At 70.3% G+C, this 12,962-nt stretch carries 16 protein-coding genes; 5 read left to right on the top strand and 11 right to left on the bottom strand.

The annotated features are described in order from the left end of the window. The first annotated feature begins 3 nt into the window (after positions 1-3). Positions 4-882: a MaoC/PaaZ C-terminal domain-containing protein gene (locus tag STRAU_RS37575; protein WP_016645623.1), complete on the top strand. Its 879-nt coding sequence runs from the start codon at positions 4-6 to the stop codon at positions 880-882. On the opposite strand, the gene STRAU_RS37570 is transcribed toward STRAU_RS37575, so the two are convergent. The 5 genes from STRAU_RS37570 to STRAU_RS37550 all read right to left on the bottom strand — a co-directional run bounded on the left by STRAU_RS37570 (position 868) and on the right by STRAU_RS37550 (position 5,443). Beyond that, complete coding sequence (locus STRAU_RS37570; protein WP_037664559.1) at positions 868-1,485, bottom strand: TetR/AcrR family transcriptional regulator; 618 nt, start codon at positions 1,483-1,485, stop codon at positions 868-870. The genes STRAU_RS37575 and STRAU_RS37570 overlap by 15 nt on opposite strands. Positions 1,486-1,708: 223 nt before the next feature. Then, positions 1,709-3,061, bottom strand: a complete 1,353-nt coding sequence (locus STRAU_RS37565) for a dicarboxylate/amino acid:cation symporter (protein WP_078621745.1) — start codon at positions 3,059-3,061, stop codon at positions 1,709-1,711. A 321-nt stretch (positions 3,062-3,382) separates the two neighbouring features. After that, positions 3,383-3,673, bottom strand: coding sequence for a DUF4229 domain-containing protein (locus STRAU_RS37560; protein ID WP_016645619.1), 291 nt, complete (start codon positions 3,671-3,673; stop codon positions 3,383-3,385). 96 nt (positions 3,674-3,769) lie between these two features. Continuing rightward, a complete protein-coding gene (gene mqnE, locus STRAU_RS37555) occupies positions 3,770-4,933 on the bottom strand; it encodes an aminofutalosine synthase MqnE (protein WP_016645618.1) in 1,164 nt (387 codons plus the stop codon). A gap of 54 nt (positions 4,934-4,987) precedes the next feature. Further along, positions 4,988-5,443 (bottom strand): Lrp/AsnC family transcriptional regulator, encoded by a 456-nt coding sequence (locus tag STRAU_RS37550; protein WP_016645617.1) that lies wholly within the window; start codon positions 5,441-5,443, stop codon positions 4,988-4,990. A gap of 139 nt (positions 5,444-5,582) precedes the next feature. Here STRAU_RS37550 and STRAU_RS44335 point away from each other — a divergent pair, with 139 nt between their 5' ends. Continuing rightward, a complete protein-coding gene (locus STRAU_RS44335) occupies positions 5,583-5,711 on the top strand; it encodes a hypothetical protein (protein ID WP_259300108.1) in 129 nt (42 codons plus the stop codon). On the opposite strand, the gene STRAU_RS37545 is transcribed toward STRAU_RS44335, so the two are convergent. Genes STRAU_RS37545 through STRAU_RS37535 form a run of 3 tightly spaced genes read right to left on the bottom strand, consistent with a single transcriptional unit; the run spans position 5,708 to position 8,742 of the window. Beyond that, positions 5,708-6,379: a UbiX family flavin prenyltransferase gene (locus tag STRAU_RS37545; RefSeq protein ID WP_037664551.1), complete on the bottom strand. Its 672-nt coding sequence runs from the start codon at positions 6,377-6,379 to the stop codon at positions 5,708-5,710. The two genes, STRAU_RS44335 and STRAU_RS37545, sit on opposite strands and share 4 nt — an antisense overlap. Positions 6,380-6,388: 9 nt before the next feature. Beyond that, positions 6,389-7,294 carry a menaquinone biosynthesis prenyltransferase MqnP gene (gene mqnP / locus STRAU_RS37540; RefSeq protein ID WP_016645614.1) on the bottom strand — a complete coding sequence of 302 codons (906 nt, stop codon included), beginning with the start codon at positions 7,292-7,294 and terminating at the stop codon, positions 6,389-6,391. Continuing rightward, complete coding sequence (locus STRAU_RS37535) at positions 7,291-8,742, bottom strand: menaquinone biosynthesis decarboxylase (RefSeq protein ID WP_016645613.1); 1,452 nt, start codon at positions 8,740-8,742, stop codon at positions 7,291-7,293. The genes mqnP and STRAU_RS37535 overlap by 4 nt, the downstream gene beginning before the upstream one ends. Before the next feature lie 88 nt (positions 8,743-8,830). On the opposite strand from STRAU_RS37535, the gene STRAU_RS37530 reads away from it, so the two are divergent. Both STRAU_RS37530 and STRAU_RS37525 read left to right on the top strand, forming a co-directional pair. After that, on the top strand, positions 8,831-9,133 hold the full coding sequence (locus STRAU_RS37530; protein WP_037664549.1) for a PLD nuclease N-terminal domain-containing protein: 303 nt from the start codon (positions 8,831-8,833) through the stop codon (positions 9,131-9,133). Between the two features lie 166 nt (positions 9,134-9,299). Continuing rightward, positions 9,300-10,184, top strand: a complete 885-nt coding sequence (locus tag STRAU_RS37525; protein WP_016645611.1) for an isopenicillin N synthase family dioxygenase — start codon at positions 9,300-9,302, stop codon at positions 10,182-10,184. A gap of 22 nt (positions 10,185-10,206) precedes the next feature. Here STRAU_RS37525 and STRAU_RS37520 read toward each other — a convergent pair whose 3' ends face one another. Then, a complete protein-coding gene (locus STRAU_RS37520; RefSeq protein ID WP_037664548.1) occupies positions 10,207-10,545 on the bottom strand; it encodes an ArsR/SmtB family transcription factor in 339 nt (112 codons plus the stop codon). 104 nt (positions 10,546-10,649) lie between these two features. Between STRAU_RS37520 and STRAU_RS37515 the strand changes: the two genes are divergently transcribed. Then, positions 10,650-11,624, top strand: coding sequence for a quinone oxidoreductase family protein (locus STRAU_RS37515; RefSeq protein WP_016645609.1), 975 nt, complete (start codon positions 10,650-10,652; stop codon positions 11,622-11,624). Between the two features lie 22 nt (positions 11,625-11,646). On the opposite strand, the gene STRAU_RS37510 is transcribed toward STRAU_RS37515, so the two are convergent. Both STRAU_RS37510 and STRAU_RS37505 read right to left on the bottom strand, forming a co-directional pair. Then, positions 11,647-12,156, bottom strand: a complete 510-nt coding sequence (locus STRAU_RS37510) for an SRPBCC domain-containing protein (RefSeq protein ID WP_016645608.1) — start codon at positions 12,154-12,156, stop codon at positions 11,647-11,649. A gap of 53 nt (positions 12,157-12,209) precedes the next feature. Continuing rightward, positions 12,210-12,962 (bottom strand): CU044_5270 family protein (locus tag STRAU_RS37505; RefSeq protein ID WP_052029447.1); only part of this gene is annotated, 753 nt, incomplete at its 5' end.

Below are 12,962 nucleotides of genomic sequence, written 5' to 3'. Positions count from 1 at the left end.
CCCATGACGTCGCTCGCGCTCACTCTCGTTCGGGGAGCGGTCTCGTCGCCCTTCAAGCGGCCCCGGCCGGACGCCCCGCTGCCGGGTGCCCGTACCGACCGGGTGCGGGTCGACGTCGCGCGGCTCGTCGCGTACGAGCGGCTCTGTGGGTTCGCCGCCGAGCGCGGGGGCGGTGGCGGGGCGGGCGACGACCCGCTGCCCGTCACATATCCGCACGTCCTCGCGTTTCCCCAGACCATGCGGCTGATGGCGGCGCGCGACTTCCCGCTGCCGCTGCTCGGGCTCGTGCACACGTCCGTCGAGATCGTCCAGCACCGCGCCCCGCTCCCCGGCGACGAGCTCGAACTCACCACGTACGCGGCGAAGTTGGCCCCCCATCGGCGCGGCACCGAGGCCACGGTCGTCACCCACGCGGGCGTCGACGGCGCGCCGGTGTGGGAGTCCCGCAGCACCTATCTGTCCCGCCACCGCAGGCCCACCGACACCACAAGCGTTCCCGCTCCCCCGGCAGAACCCCTTCCCGCCCGCGCGGACTGGCGGCTCCCCGAGGACCTGGGGCGCCGCTACGCCGCCGTGTCCGGCGATCGCAACCCCATCCATCTGCACCCGCTCACGGCCCGCCCCTTCGGCTTCCCGCGCGCCATCGCGCACGGCATGTGGACGTTCGCGCGCTGCGTGGCCGAGCACCGCCGGGAAGCCCGGACCACAACCTCTTCAGTAGATGGAACGCTCTATTTGGCCGCCGAGTTCAGGTCGCCCGTACTGCTGCCCGGCGTGGTGACGTACGCCGCCGACGGCGAGGCGTTCGAGCTGCGCGGGCCCTCGGGCCGGGTGCACCTGAGGGCGACGACGAAGGCCCCGCACCAGCTACCGCACCGGTGACCAGCGCCGCCCCTCCATCAGGTTCCCGAGCCCCGCCCAGGCGAAGTTCATCAGCGTCGCCGCGGACTGGTTCGCGGAGACCGACGGCTCCGCGTTGGCCCAGCCGGCCAGCGACTCGGCCGCGCCGACCAGCGCGTGGGCGAGGCCCGCGACCTCGCGGTCGGGCAGCGACGGGTCGTGGTGCGCCTCGCGCGCGGCGTCCGCGATGAGCACGGTCACGAAGGCGACGATCTCCTCGCGCAACACGTTGACCTCGGCGGCGAACGGCTCACCGACGGTGCGGGCCTGGCTGTGCAGGACGGCCCAGGCGTCGGGGTGTTCGGCGGTGTGCGTGAAGAACGCCCGCAGCCCGTCCCACAGTTGGCGGTCGGCGGGCGCGCCGGGGGTCACGCCGTCCCGCACGGCCTCGGTGAGCGCGGCCGCCTCGCGCCGGATACAGGCGGTGAACAGCTCTTCCTTGGAGTTCAGGTAGAGATACACCAGCGGCTTGGAGACCCCGGCGAGCTCGGCGATCTCGTCCATGGACGCGGCCCGGTAGCCCCGCTGGCCGAACGTGCGCACGGCCGCGTCGAGCATCTGCCGCTCCCGCACGGCCCGGGGCATCCGTTTCTGCCGCCCGCCCTTGCCCCCGCTCGCGGCGGGCGCCGCCTTCGCCGCTTTCGCAGCCTTCACATCCGCCACTCCGGCCCCCGCCTTCCGCACCAACCGTCCACCGGTCAGCGTACGGCGGCCTCCGCTCCGGCCGTAGGTCACCCGGACATCATCCAAAGATCAACCTACGGACGGCCGGACGTCACCCGTGCCACACGGTCACGGGGTCACGCGGTCACGCCGTGGCGGGCAGGGGCTCGTCCAGCGGCGACGACGAGGCGGTCTCGTACGCCTCCTTGTCGAGGATGTTCTCGCGGGCCGCGACGACGACCGGGACCAGCGCCTGTCCGGCGACGTTCGTGGCCGTGCGCATCATGTCCAGGACCGGGTCGATGGCCAGGAGCAGACCCACGCCCTCCATGGGCAGGCCGAGGGTGGAGAGGGTCAGGGTCAGCATGACCGTCGCCCCCGTCAGACCGGCCGTCGCGGCCGAGCCGACCACCGACACGAACGCGATGAGCAGGTACTCCTTGATGCCCATGTCGACGTCGAAGATCTGCGCGACGAAGATCGCGGCGATCGCCGGGTAGATCGCGGCGCAGCCGTCCATCTTGGTGGTGGCGCCGAAGGGCACCGCGAAGGACGTGTACTCCTTCGGTACGCCGAGACGCTCGGTGACGCGCTGGGTGACCGGCATGGTGCCGACCGAGGAGCGCGAGACGAAGGCGAGCTGGATCGCGGGCCAGGCGCCCTTGAAGAACTGCAGCGGGTTGACCTTGGCGACCGTGGAGAGCAGCAGCGGGTAGACGCCGAACATCACCAGGGCGCAGCCGATGTAGATGTCGGCGGTGAACGTGGCGTACTTGCTGATGAGGTTCCAGCCGTAGTCCGCGATGGCGAAGCCGATGAGGCCGATGGTGCCGATCGGGGACAGCTTGATGACCCACCACAGGGCCTTCTGCAGCAGCGCGAGCACGGACTCGCTGAGGTCGAGGATCGGCTTGGCCTTCTCGTCGCCGATCTTGAGGATGGCGACGCCCGCGACGGCGGCCATGAAGACGATCTGCAGGACGTTCAGTTCGGTGAACGGCGTGATGACGTCGGTCGGGATGATCCCGGTGAGGAAGTCGATCCAGGAGCCGGTGTCCTCCGGCTTGGCGCCGTCCTTCGGGGTGAGGCCGGTGCCGGCGCCCGGGTTGGTGACCAGTCCGATGACGAGGCCGATGGCGACCGCGATCAGCGAGGTGATCATGAACCAGAGCAGGGTGCGGGTCGCGAGCCGGGCGGCGTTGTTGACCTTGCGCAGGTTGGTGATCGAGATGAGGATCGCGAAGAACACCAGCGGGGCGACGGCCAGCTTCAGCAGGCCGATGAAGGTGTCGCCCACCTTCGACAGGGTCGTGACCAGCCAGCTGATGTCCTGGCTGCGGGCGAGCCAGCCGAGCAGGACACCGAGGACCAGACCGCCGAGGATCTGCGCCCAAAAGGGGATCTTGAGGAACTTCGGTATCCGGAACCCGGGCTTGGGTTCGGCGGGGGAAGCGGAATTCGCGGACACGGACACACTCCGGGTAAAGACGGGGGACATGAAGGAGCGGCGACCGCGAAGGGCCGGCGGGCACCGCTGCTGTGGGTCTGTGAGGTGGTTCAGACGCGGCAACAGGCCGCGGACACGCAGCGGCAGAGATCGACATGCAGCCGCGCCACGAGCGGGACGCTCATGGCGATGCGGGGTGCGGCTGCTGTCTTCATGTCGAACACGTTAACACTTGAACTTTGAGTTCATCAAAGGACTTGTTTGAGGTAGAAGGCGACTCAAGGGTCCCAGAAACGGCGAAACCCCGGTACCGGAGCGACAAGCTCCGGTACCGGGGTTCGATGCGTGTGACGAACCTTACGACTGCGTGCCTTACGACTGCGTGCGCGCCGCGTCGTCGGCGACATCCTCCTGCGTACGGTTGCGCTCCAGGCTGGCCTTGACGTTGTCGACCTTCGCCACGACCTTCTCCGAGGCGCGGTCGCGCTCCTTGCGCAGCAGCACGAAGCTGATCGGGGCCGAGACCACCAGGGAGAGCAGGGCCACCCACAGCAGGTTGGACCCGCCGAGACCGCGGGGCACGATGCCGGAGTAGACGAGGCCCCAGACGACCAAGAAGCAGCCCGCGAAGACCCCGAGTCGCATCAGCGTGTAGCGGAGCATGTCAATCCACTCTTCCGTTCCGAAATAGCCCGAGAGTGCCCGAGCGGGACGAGCCCTTCCAGTGAAGCACGGGGCCCGCGCCGGGCAAGAGGGGGGTCAGAACCGCATCGGCTGCGGCGACTCCCGCAGTGCGCGGTCGGGGCCCGGGTACTCCCGGATCACCTCGTAGCGGGTGTTCCGCTCGACCGGGCGGAACCCGGCCTCGCGGATGAGGTCGAGCAGGTCGTCACGGCCGAGCTTGTTCGGGGTGCCGAAGTTGTCCGCGTCATGCGTGATCTTGTACTCGACGACGGAGCCGTCCATGTCGTCGGCGCCGTGCTGCAGGGCCAGCTGCGCGGTCGCGACGCCGTGCATGACCCAGAAGACCTTGACGTGCGGCACGTTGTCGAAGAGCAGCCGGGAGACGGCGAAGGTCTTCAGGGCCTCGGCGCCGGACGCCATCTTCGTCCGCGCCTGCAGCCGGTTGCGGACCTTGCCGTCCTTCATGTCCACGAAGTCGTGCTGGTAGCGCAGCGGGATGAAGACCTGGAAGCCGCCGGTCTCGTCCTGGAGTTCCCGCAGCCGCAGCACGTGGTCGACCCGGTGCCGCCGCTCCTCGATGTGGCCGTACAGCATCGTGGCCGGGGTCTTCAGGCCCTTCTCGTGGGCGAGCCGGTGGATCCGGGACCAGTCCTCCCAGTGGGTGCGGTGGTCCACGATGTGCTGCCGGACCTCCCAGTCGAAGATCTCCGCGCCGCCGCCGGTCAGCGACTCCAGGCCGGCGTCGATCAGCTCGTCCAGGATCTCGCTCGCGCTCAGCTTGGAGATCGTCTCGAAGTGATGGATCTCGGTGGCCGTGAACGCCTTCAGGGAGACGTCCGGCAGCGCGGCCTTCAGCTCGCGCAGGGAGCGCGGGTAGTAGCGCCACGGCAGGTTCGGGTGCAGGCCGTTGACGATGTGCAGCTCGGTGAGATTCTCGCCCTCCATCGCCTTGGCGAGCTTCACCGCCTCCTCGATGCGCATCGTGTACGCGTCCTTCTCCCCCGGCTTGCGCTGGAAGGAGCAGTACGCGCAGGAGGCGGTGCACACGTTCGTCATGTTCAGGTGACGGTTCACGTTGAAGTGCACGACGTCGCCGTTCTTGCGGGTGCGCACCTCGTGCGCGAGCCCGCCGAGCCAGGCCAGGTCGTCGGACTCGTACAGGGCGATGCCGTCCTCGCGGGACAACCGCTCACCGGCGCGAACCTTCTCCTCAAGATCGCGCTTGAGCCCTGCGTCCATTGCCCGTACCTCTATCTCTCCGACGACCTGCGACAGACCCGACCAACCGTACGCCTACGCCTCTTCCGGCAGTTCCCCGACCCGGTTCTCCCACTTCGTGGAGAGCACGATCGTCGTGCGCGTCCGCGAGACGCCCTTGGTGCCGCTGAGTCTGCGGATCGTCTTCTCCAGGCCGTCCACGTCGGACACCCTCACCTTGAGCATGTACGAGTCGTCGCCCGCGATGAACCAGCAGTCCTCGATCTCGTGCAGGTCCCGCAGCCGCTGCGCCACGTCCTCGTGGTCGGCGGCGTCGGAGAGCGAGATGCCGATCAGCGCGGTGACGCCGAGGCCGAGGGACGCGGAGTCGACCGTCGCGCGGTAGCCGGTGATGACGCCGGCCGCCTCCAGGCGGTTGATGCGGTCGGTGACGCTGGGGCCGGAGAGGCCGACGAGGCGCCCGAGCTCGGCGTAGGAGGCGCGGCCGTTCTCGCGCAGAGCCTGGATGAGCTGCCTGTCCACGGCGTCCATAGGTCTGAGCCTTTCATTATTTAGCGTTTTCCTGAGTCTACGTGTAGAATCTAAGGCGTTGCAGGGTTCAAACCCTGTGAATCTTTCGGAATCTCAGCCGATCAACGACGATCCTTCGATTTCTTCAGGAGTGTTCCCCGTGTACACGATCGAGATGGCCTACGCCCGCATGCGCGAGCTGCAGGATCTGGCCAACCGCTCGCGTGTCCATCAGTCCGCCGACGCCGCGCGCAGGGCCAAGAAGCAGCGCGCCGCGAAGAAGCGCTAACCCTCGCGGGAGCTTCCGAGCTCCCCCTTCCACCGGCGGTACAGCTCGTGCGGCACCCCTGCCGCGTCAAGGGCCCGCCCCGCGACGAAGTCCACCAGATCCTGGATGTGCGTCGCCCCCGCGTAGAACGCCGGAGAGGCGGGCAGCACGACCGCGCCCGCCTCGTCCAGGCTCACCAGGTGCTTCAGCGTCTGCCCGTTCAGCGGTGTCTCCCGTACGCAGACGACGAGACGCCGGCTCTCCTTGAGCGTCACGCTCGCCGAGCGCTGCAGCAGATCCTTCGAAAGGCCGAGCGCGACCCCGGCCACGCACGCCGTGGACGCGGGCACGATCAGCATCCCCTTGGCCGCGTACGACCCCGACGAGGGCCCCGCCGCCAGATCCCCGGCGGCCCAGTACCGCACGTCGTCCACCGGCACCTCGAAGGTCCCCGGCTTCCCGTCGGCGCCGCGGGCCAGCCACTCCCGCAGGTCCTCCTGCCAGTGCGCGTCCCGGAAGGCGATGCCCGTCTCGTCGAGGATCGTCAGCCGCGAGGCCCGCGAGACCACCAGGTCCACGCTCTCCCCGGCCGCGAGCAGCGCACGCAGCACCGCTGCGGCATACGGGGTCCCCGAGGCGCCGGACACCCCCACGATCCAAGGCTTACGCTGCGTATCTCCTGGCTTCACGCCCTGAGCCTAGACGGTCAGCCCGCGCACCAGCAGATCGAGCAGCGCGCAGACGAACAGCGCGATGCCGATGAAGCCGTTGACCTGGAAGAAGGCCCGGTTGAGCCGCGAGAGGTCGTGCGGCTTCACGATGGAGTGCTCGTAGACGAACGCGCCGGCGACGATCGCGAGGCCGAGCCAGAGGAACGCGCCCGCGCCGGTCTCCGCGGCGTACCAGGCGAACAGCGCCGTGGTCACCAGGTGGCAGCCGCGCGCGCCCCAGATGGCGGCCGGGATGCCGAACCGCGCCGGCACCGAGAGCACGCCGACCTCCCGGTCGGTCTCCACGTCCTGGCAGGCGTAGATCAGGTCGAAGCCGCCGATCCACACGCCCACCGCGAGGCCCAGGATCACGGCCGTCCACGACCACTCGCCGGTGATCGCGAGCCAGGCGCCGATCGGCCCGATGGCCTGGGCGAGGCCCAGGATCGCCTGCGGGAAGTTCGTGAACCGCTTGCCGTACGGATAGACGACCATCGGGATCACCGCGACCGGCGCGAGGGCCAGGCACAGCGGGTTGAGCAGCGCGGCGGAGCCCAGGAACACGACGACCGCGATCAGCGCGCCGGTCCAGGCGGACTTCACGGACACGGCGCCCGTGACCAGTTCGCGGTGCGCGGTCCTGGGGTTACGGGCGTCGATCTCGCGGTCGATGATCCGGTTCGCGGCCATGGCGAACGTACGCAGACCGACCATGCAGATCGTGACGAGCAGCAGCCGGCCCCAGTGGATGTTCTTGTCCCACTGGAACATCGCGGTCAGGGCGGCGATGTAGGCGAAGGGCAGCGCGAAGACCGAGTGCTCGATCATGACCAGGCGCAGGAAGGCTTTGGTGCGGCCGGGCTGCTGCGGCAGTGCGGCGGAAGCGGAACTCACAGGCCGTACTCCCTCCAGCGGCGGTCGACTTTCGCCGCCGTGTCCGGGTCGGACTCGACCATGTCGGGCCAGCCCCCGTCCCGGGTGTAGCCCTCCTCGGGCAGCTTCTTCGTCGCGTCGATGCCCGCCTTGCCGCCCCAGAACTGCTGGTACGAGGCGTGGTCGAGGTGGTCGACGGGTCCCTCGACGACGGTGAGGTCACGGCCGTAGTCGGTGTTGCCGAGCGCGCGCCAGGCCACCTCGTGCAGATCGTGCACATCGCAATCGGAGTCCACGACCACGATCAGCTTGGTCAGGGACATCATGTGCGCGCCCCAGATGGCGTGCATGACCTTCTGCGCGTGTTTGGGGTACTTCTTGTCGATCGCGACGATCGCGCAGTTGTGGAAGCCGCCCGCCTCGGGCAGGTGGTAGTCCACGATGTCCGGCACGATGATCTTGAGCAGCGGGAGGAAGAACCGCTCCGTCGCCCGGCCCAGCGGCCCGTCCTCCGTCGGCGGCCGCCCCACGACGATCGACTGGAGCAGCGGCCGCTTGCGCATCGTCACGCAGTCGATGGTCAGCGCGGGGAAGGGCTCCTGCGGCGTGTAGAAACCGGTGTGGTCGCCGAAGGGCCCCTCGGGCAGCATCTCGCCGGGCTCCAGCCACCCTTCGATGACGACCTCCGCCTGGGCCGGGACCTGCAACGGCACCGTCTTGCAGTCGACCATCTCGATCCGCTTGCCCTGGAGGAAGCCCGCGAAGAGGTACTCGTCGATGTCGCCGGGCAGCGGGGCGGTGGACGCGTACGTCACGGCGGGCGGACACCCGAAGGCGATCGCGACCGGAAGCCGCTCGCCCCTCCTCGCCGCGACCTGGTAGTGGTTCCGGCTGTCCTTGTGGATCTGCCAGTGCATGCCGATGGTGCGCTTGTCGTGGCGCTGGAGGCGGTAGAGCCCGAGGTTGCGGACACCGCTCTCCGGGTCCTTGGTGTGCGTGAGCCCCAGGTTGAAGAAGGAGCCGCCGTCCTTGGGCCAGGTGAACAGCGCGGGCAGCCGGTCCAGGTCCACGTCGTCGCCGGTGAGCACGACCTCCTGCACGGGGGCGTCCTTCACCTTCTTCGGCGGTACGTGCGCCATCGCGCCGAGCTTGCCGAACGCCTCGCGCACCCCGACGAACCCGTGCGGCAGCTCGGGCTTGAGGAGCCCGCCGATCTTCTCGCTGATCTCGCCGTACGACTTCAGGCCGAGGGCCTTGAGCAGCCGCCGGTCCGTGCCGAACACGTTCATCGCGAGCGGCATGTCGCTGCCCTTGACGTTCTCGAACAGCAGCGCCGGGCCGCCCGCCTTCTGTACGCGGTCGACGATCTCGCCGACCTCCAGATACGGGTTGACCTCGGCCTTGATGCGCTTGAGATCGCCCTCGCGCTCCAGGGCCCGGAGCAGAGAGCGGAGATCGTCATAAGCCATGCGGTCAAGTATCGGTCACCGGCTACCCTGGCCCCGTCACCGGGTGCGCCCGGCGCCCGCACTCCGCTCCTTGGGGGAACTCCAGCGCATGCTCAGGTATCTGCCGTTCCTGCTGGTCCTGGCCGTGTGGATCTACGCCTTCATCGACGTCCTGAACACACCGGAGAAGGAAGTGCGCCACCTGCCGAAGGTGGCGTGGGTCATCATCGTGCTCCTCTTCGGCGAGGTGCTGCTCGGGCCGATCGCCTGGTTCGTCACCGGCAAGAAACGGACTGCGTCCGGGCGGGCGGGGGGCGGCAGCTCCCGTCGGGGTGGCTGGGTCGCCCCCGACGACAACCCCGACTTCCTCAAGGGCCTCGAGAAGGACCGCGACCCGCGCGACGAGCCCTGACCCCGGCCCCCACCATGGGGGCTGCGCCCCCTCTCCCCCGCCTTGTCGGCGCTTCCGGCGTTTGAGGACGAGCCGCGGAGCGGCGATCGGGCGGGGTCCAGGGGCGCGGCCCCTGGTTTCGGAGAAGGGGCGGGACTGGGGCGTCCCACGAGGGCAACATGAAGGCATGACGATCCCCAGCGTCGACCTGCGCGCCTGGCGCTCAGGCACCCCCGGCGCCCGCGCCGAGATCGCCACCGCCGTGGACAACGGCCTGCGCACGGCAGGCTTCCTGCTGGTCACCGGCCACGGAGTGGACCCCGCCCTGCGGACAGCCATCCGCCACGAGGCGCACACCTTCTTCCGGCTCCCGCCCGCCGCCAAGGAGGCGTACGCCGCGAAGGTCGGCGGCCACGCCGAAGGCACCCCCTCGCCGCCGGACCTGAAGGAGTCCTTCTCCTTCGCCGCCGACGAACCGACGGGAGACGCCGCGGTCGACGCGGAGTGGTTCAGGCCCAACACCTGGCCGCGGGAGACCCCGGGCCTGCGCCGCCCGGTGGAGACGTACCTCGCCCGGATGCGGACGCTGTCCGACCAGCTCCTCGAACTGCTCGCCGTCGTCCTCGGCGAACCCGAGGACCGCTTCACCCGGCACACCGGCCACCCCACCTGGGGCTTCAACATCAACTGGTACCCGGCCCGGAACGCCCTCGGCGAACCGCGGCCGGGCCAGTTCCGCATCGGCGCGCACACGGACTTCGGCACGGTGACGGTCCTGGACCGGCAGGCGGGCCGCGGCGGGCTCCAGGTGTTCACGGACGCCGACGGCTGGCAGGACGCGCCGTACGACCCGGACGCGTTCACCATCAACATCGGTGACCTGATGGCGCGTTGGACGGGCGGCCGCTGGCGCTCGGGCCGCCACCGCGTGCTCCCGCCCCCGGCGGACGCGCCCGCCGAGGAGCTGATGTCGCTCGTGTACTTCTACGAGTGCGACCCGGGCACGGATGTGCGGGGCACCGACTCGCACGTGTATCTGCGGGGTCAGTTGGACGCGATCGCGGTCGACTGAGGTCCCGCGGGCGCCGGAGGGGTCAGTCCCCGCGCAGCACCAATGCGAGCAGCCCCGGAAAGCGCGCGTCGAACTCCTCGCGCCGCAGCCGGTTCACGCGCCGCGCGCCCTCGTCGCGCTGCTCGACAAGACCCGCCGCCCGCAGCGCCGCGAAGTGGTGACTGAGCGCGGGCTTTCCCACGGGTACGTCGAAGCTGCCGCAGGACCGCGTCCAGTCGTCCGAGGACGCCAACTCCCTGACCAGCGTGAGGCGTACGGGATCGGCGAGGGCCGCCAGCGCCTCCTGCACGGTGACGTCGTCGAGCCGCGCGTGCACCGGCGCCGCACGGTGACTCGCCCCTCGACCCGCTTCTCGCGCCATGCGCCCGCCTCCCGCACTTGCAGAGTGTTCGATGGAAACCATACAGTCCCGAGTGTTCAACGCGGATCGAACACCAAGCGAGTGCCAAGCACCGGGAGACAGCCATGCGCGCAGTCCAGCTCCACGAATTCGGCGGCCCCGACGTCCTCAAGGCCGTCGAGACCGACGCCCCCGAGCCGGGGCCGGGCCAGGTCGCCATCGACGTCGCGTACATCGGTGTGAACTTCGCCGACCTCAAGGCCCGCGCCGAGGGCTACCGCGTGCCGGGGCTGCCGTTCGTGCCCGGGCTTGAGGTGTCCGGCCGGGTCCGGGCGGCCGGCGCGGGCATCGAAGGGCTCCGCGTGGGCCAGGAGGTGGCCGCCCTGACGGCGGGCGGCGCCTACGCCGAGGTGGCCCTGGCCGAGGCCACGACCACCTTCCCGCTCCCGGCCGGCGTGGACCCGCGCACCGGCGCCACGCTCCCCACCGTCCTGCCCACGGCCCACGCCCTGCTGCACGAGGCGGGGCGGCTGCGCGCGGGCGAGACCGTCCTGGTGCAGGGCGCGGCGGGCGGCATCGGCACCGTGGCCGGGCAGTTGGCGAAGGCGGCGGGGGCCAGGGTGTTCGGCGTGGTGTCGAGCGCGGCGAAGGCGGAGTACGCGCGGAAGCACGGCTACGACGAGGTGTTCGTCGGCGACGGCTTCGCGGCGGCGGCGCGCGCGGCCACCGGCGGGCGGGGCGTCGACCTCGCCCTCGACCCGGTCGGCGGCGACACCTTCCGCGCGAGCCTGGAGGCGCTCGCCGTCTTCGGCCGCCTCGTCTCCTTCGGCAACGCGAGCTCCGCGCAGCCGTGGCAGGTGGGACAGGCCGAGCTGTACCCGGGCGCCCGCTCCGTGACCGGCTTCTCGATCCTCTCCCTGGCACAGACGGACCCGCTGATCCTGCGCGAGGTCGCCGAGCGTGCCTTCCGGGCGGTGGCCGACGGCACCGTGACGCTGCCCGTCACCGCCGAATTCGCCCTGGAGGAGGCCGCAAAGGCGCACGAGCTGATGGGCGGCCGGGCGACGACGGGCAAGCTGCTGCTGCGCGTGAGCCCGTAGCACCCGGGCCCGAGGGCGCGAACTAGTCGTACTGCCGCCGCAGTTCGCTCCACCGGTCCTGGCTCCACGTCGACCAGTCCTTCGGCCTGCCGTCGAGCGCGTCCACCAGGAACTCGAAGTGGTTGTGCCAGCCCGCGAGGCAGTCCCGCCGGAACGAGTCGTCGCCGACCAGCTCGTTGGTGAAACGCAGCGTCGACCGTCCGGTGCCGGCCGGCTCCAGGTGGAAGCGGCACCGCCCGTGCAGGTCGATGGTGTACTCGGCGACGACGTCCGGGTCCCAGGCGGTGACGCGGCCGGAGTGCGCGGCCGCGGCCGGGTCCTCGTGGTTGAGCCAGCGCAGCGTCACGGCTCCGCCGAGGCGCGGCTCCAGCACGTCGGCGGCGGCGAGCCACCCCGGGAGTCCCTCCGGAGTGGCCACCGCCGCCCACACCTCGGCCACCGGGTGCCGCAGCCGCAGCACCCAGTGGAGCGTGTGCGTGTCCCCCTCGGTCCGGCTCGTACCCCACTCGATGGTGTCCCTGGCATCGCTCATGGGCCCAGCCTCACGCACCCGGTCCCCCAGGTCACGTACCCGGAAGGGATCCGCTAGGGGCGTTCGCCCGCCCTGTCGACGACCTTCCGCTCCAGGACGGCGGTCTTCTCGGTGACCTCGCCCTTCTCGGCGTACGGCCTGTCCTCGGTCATGACGGTGCGCTCGCCCAGGTACTGCTTGGTCTTCTTGTCGAAGATCAACTCCTGGCGCGCGCCGTCGTCCTCCCAGGCGATGGCGACCCCGTGCCGCCCCGCCGCGTCCACCGCGTCGTCCACCAGCTCCACACCGGGGATCTTCGCGGCGGCGAGGTAGAGGGCGGCGGCCTGCTCCGGCGGCATCAGGGCCTCGCGGGTGAGGTCGCCGACGGCCACGAAGGGCTTGCCGTTGTTCTCCTCGTCGGCGACCTTGTTCAGCCAGTCGAGCATGTTGACCGGGTCGGTCGGCAGCTTCTGGAGGTTGCGGTAGTTGCTGTCGGTCACGAACAGGGGCAGCTCCGGCTTCATGCGCGTGTTCTTGTGGCCGTTCGCGGGCTCGTGCAGGAGGCTCGTGTGCCTGCCGTCCACGGAGAGCCAGATCTCCCGCTGGTGCAGGGGGTCCTGCCCTTCGTCGGAGCGGTAGCTCACCTTGCTCTTGATGTAGGTGAACTGGTCGTCCCGGACGTCCTTCGGCGCGGGCGAGCGCTTCGCGGCCGCCGCGATCTCCTTCAGCATCGCCACCGTCTCCTTCGACGGCGCGGCCTCGGCCGAGTCGCCGCCGAACGGCGAGGCGACGAACAGCCCCGCCGCGACGGACGCGGCCACCGCGCC

The organism is Streptomyces aurantiacus JA 4570 (genome assembly GCF_000414115.1).
GTDB classification, from domain to species: Bacteria; Actinomycetota; Actinomycetes; order Streptomycetales; family Streptomycetaceae; genus Streptomyces; species Streptomyces aurantiacus_A.
The sequence above is the reverse complement of the archived record's forward strand: the minus strand, read 5'-3'. Positions and strand labels throughout refer to the sequence as shown.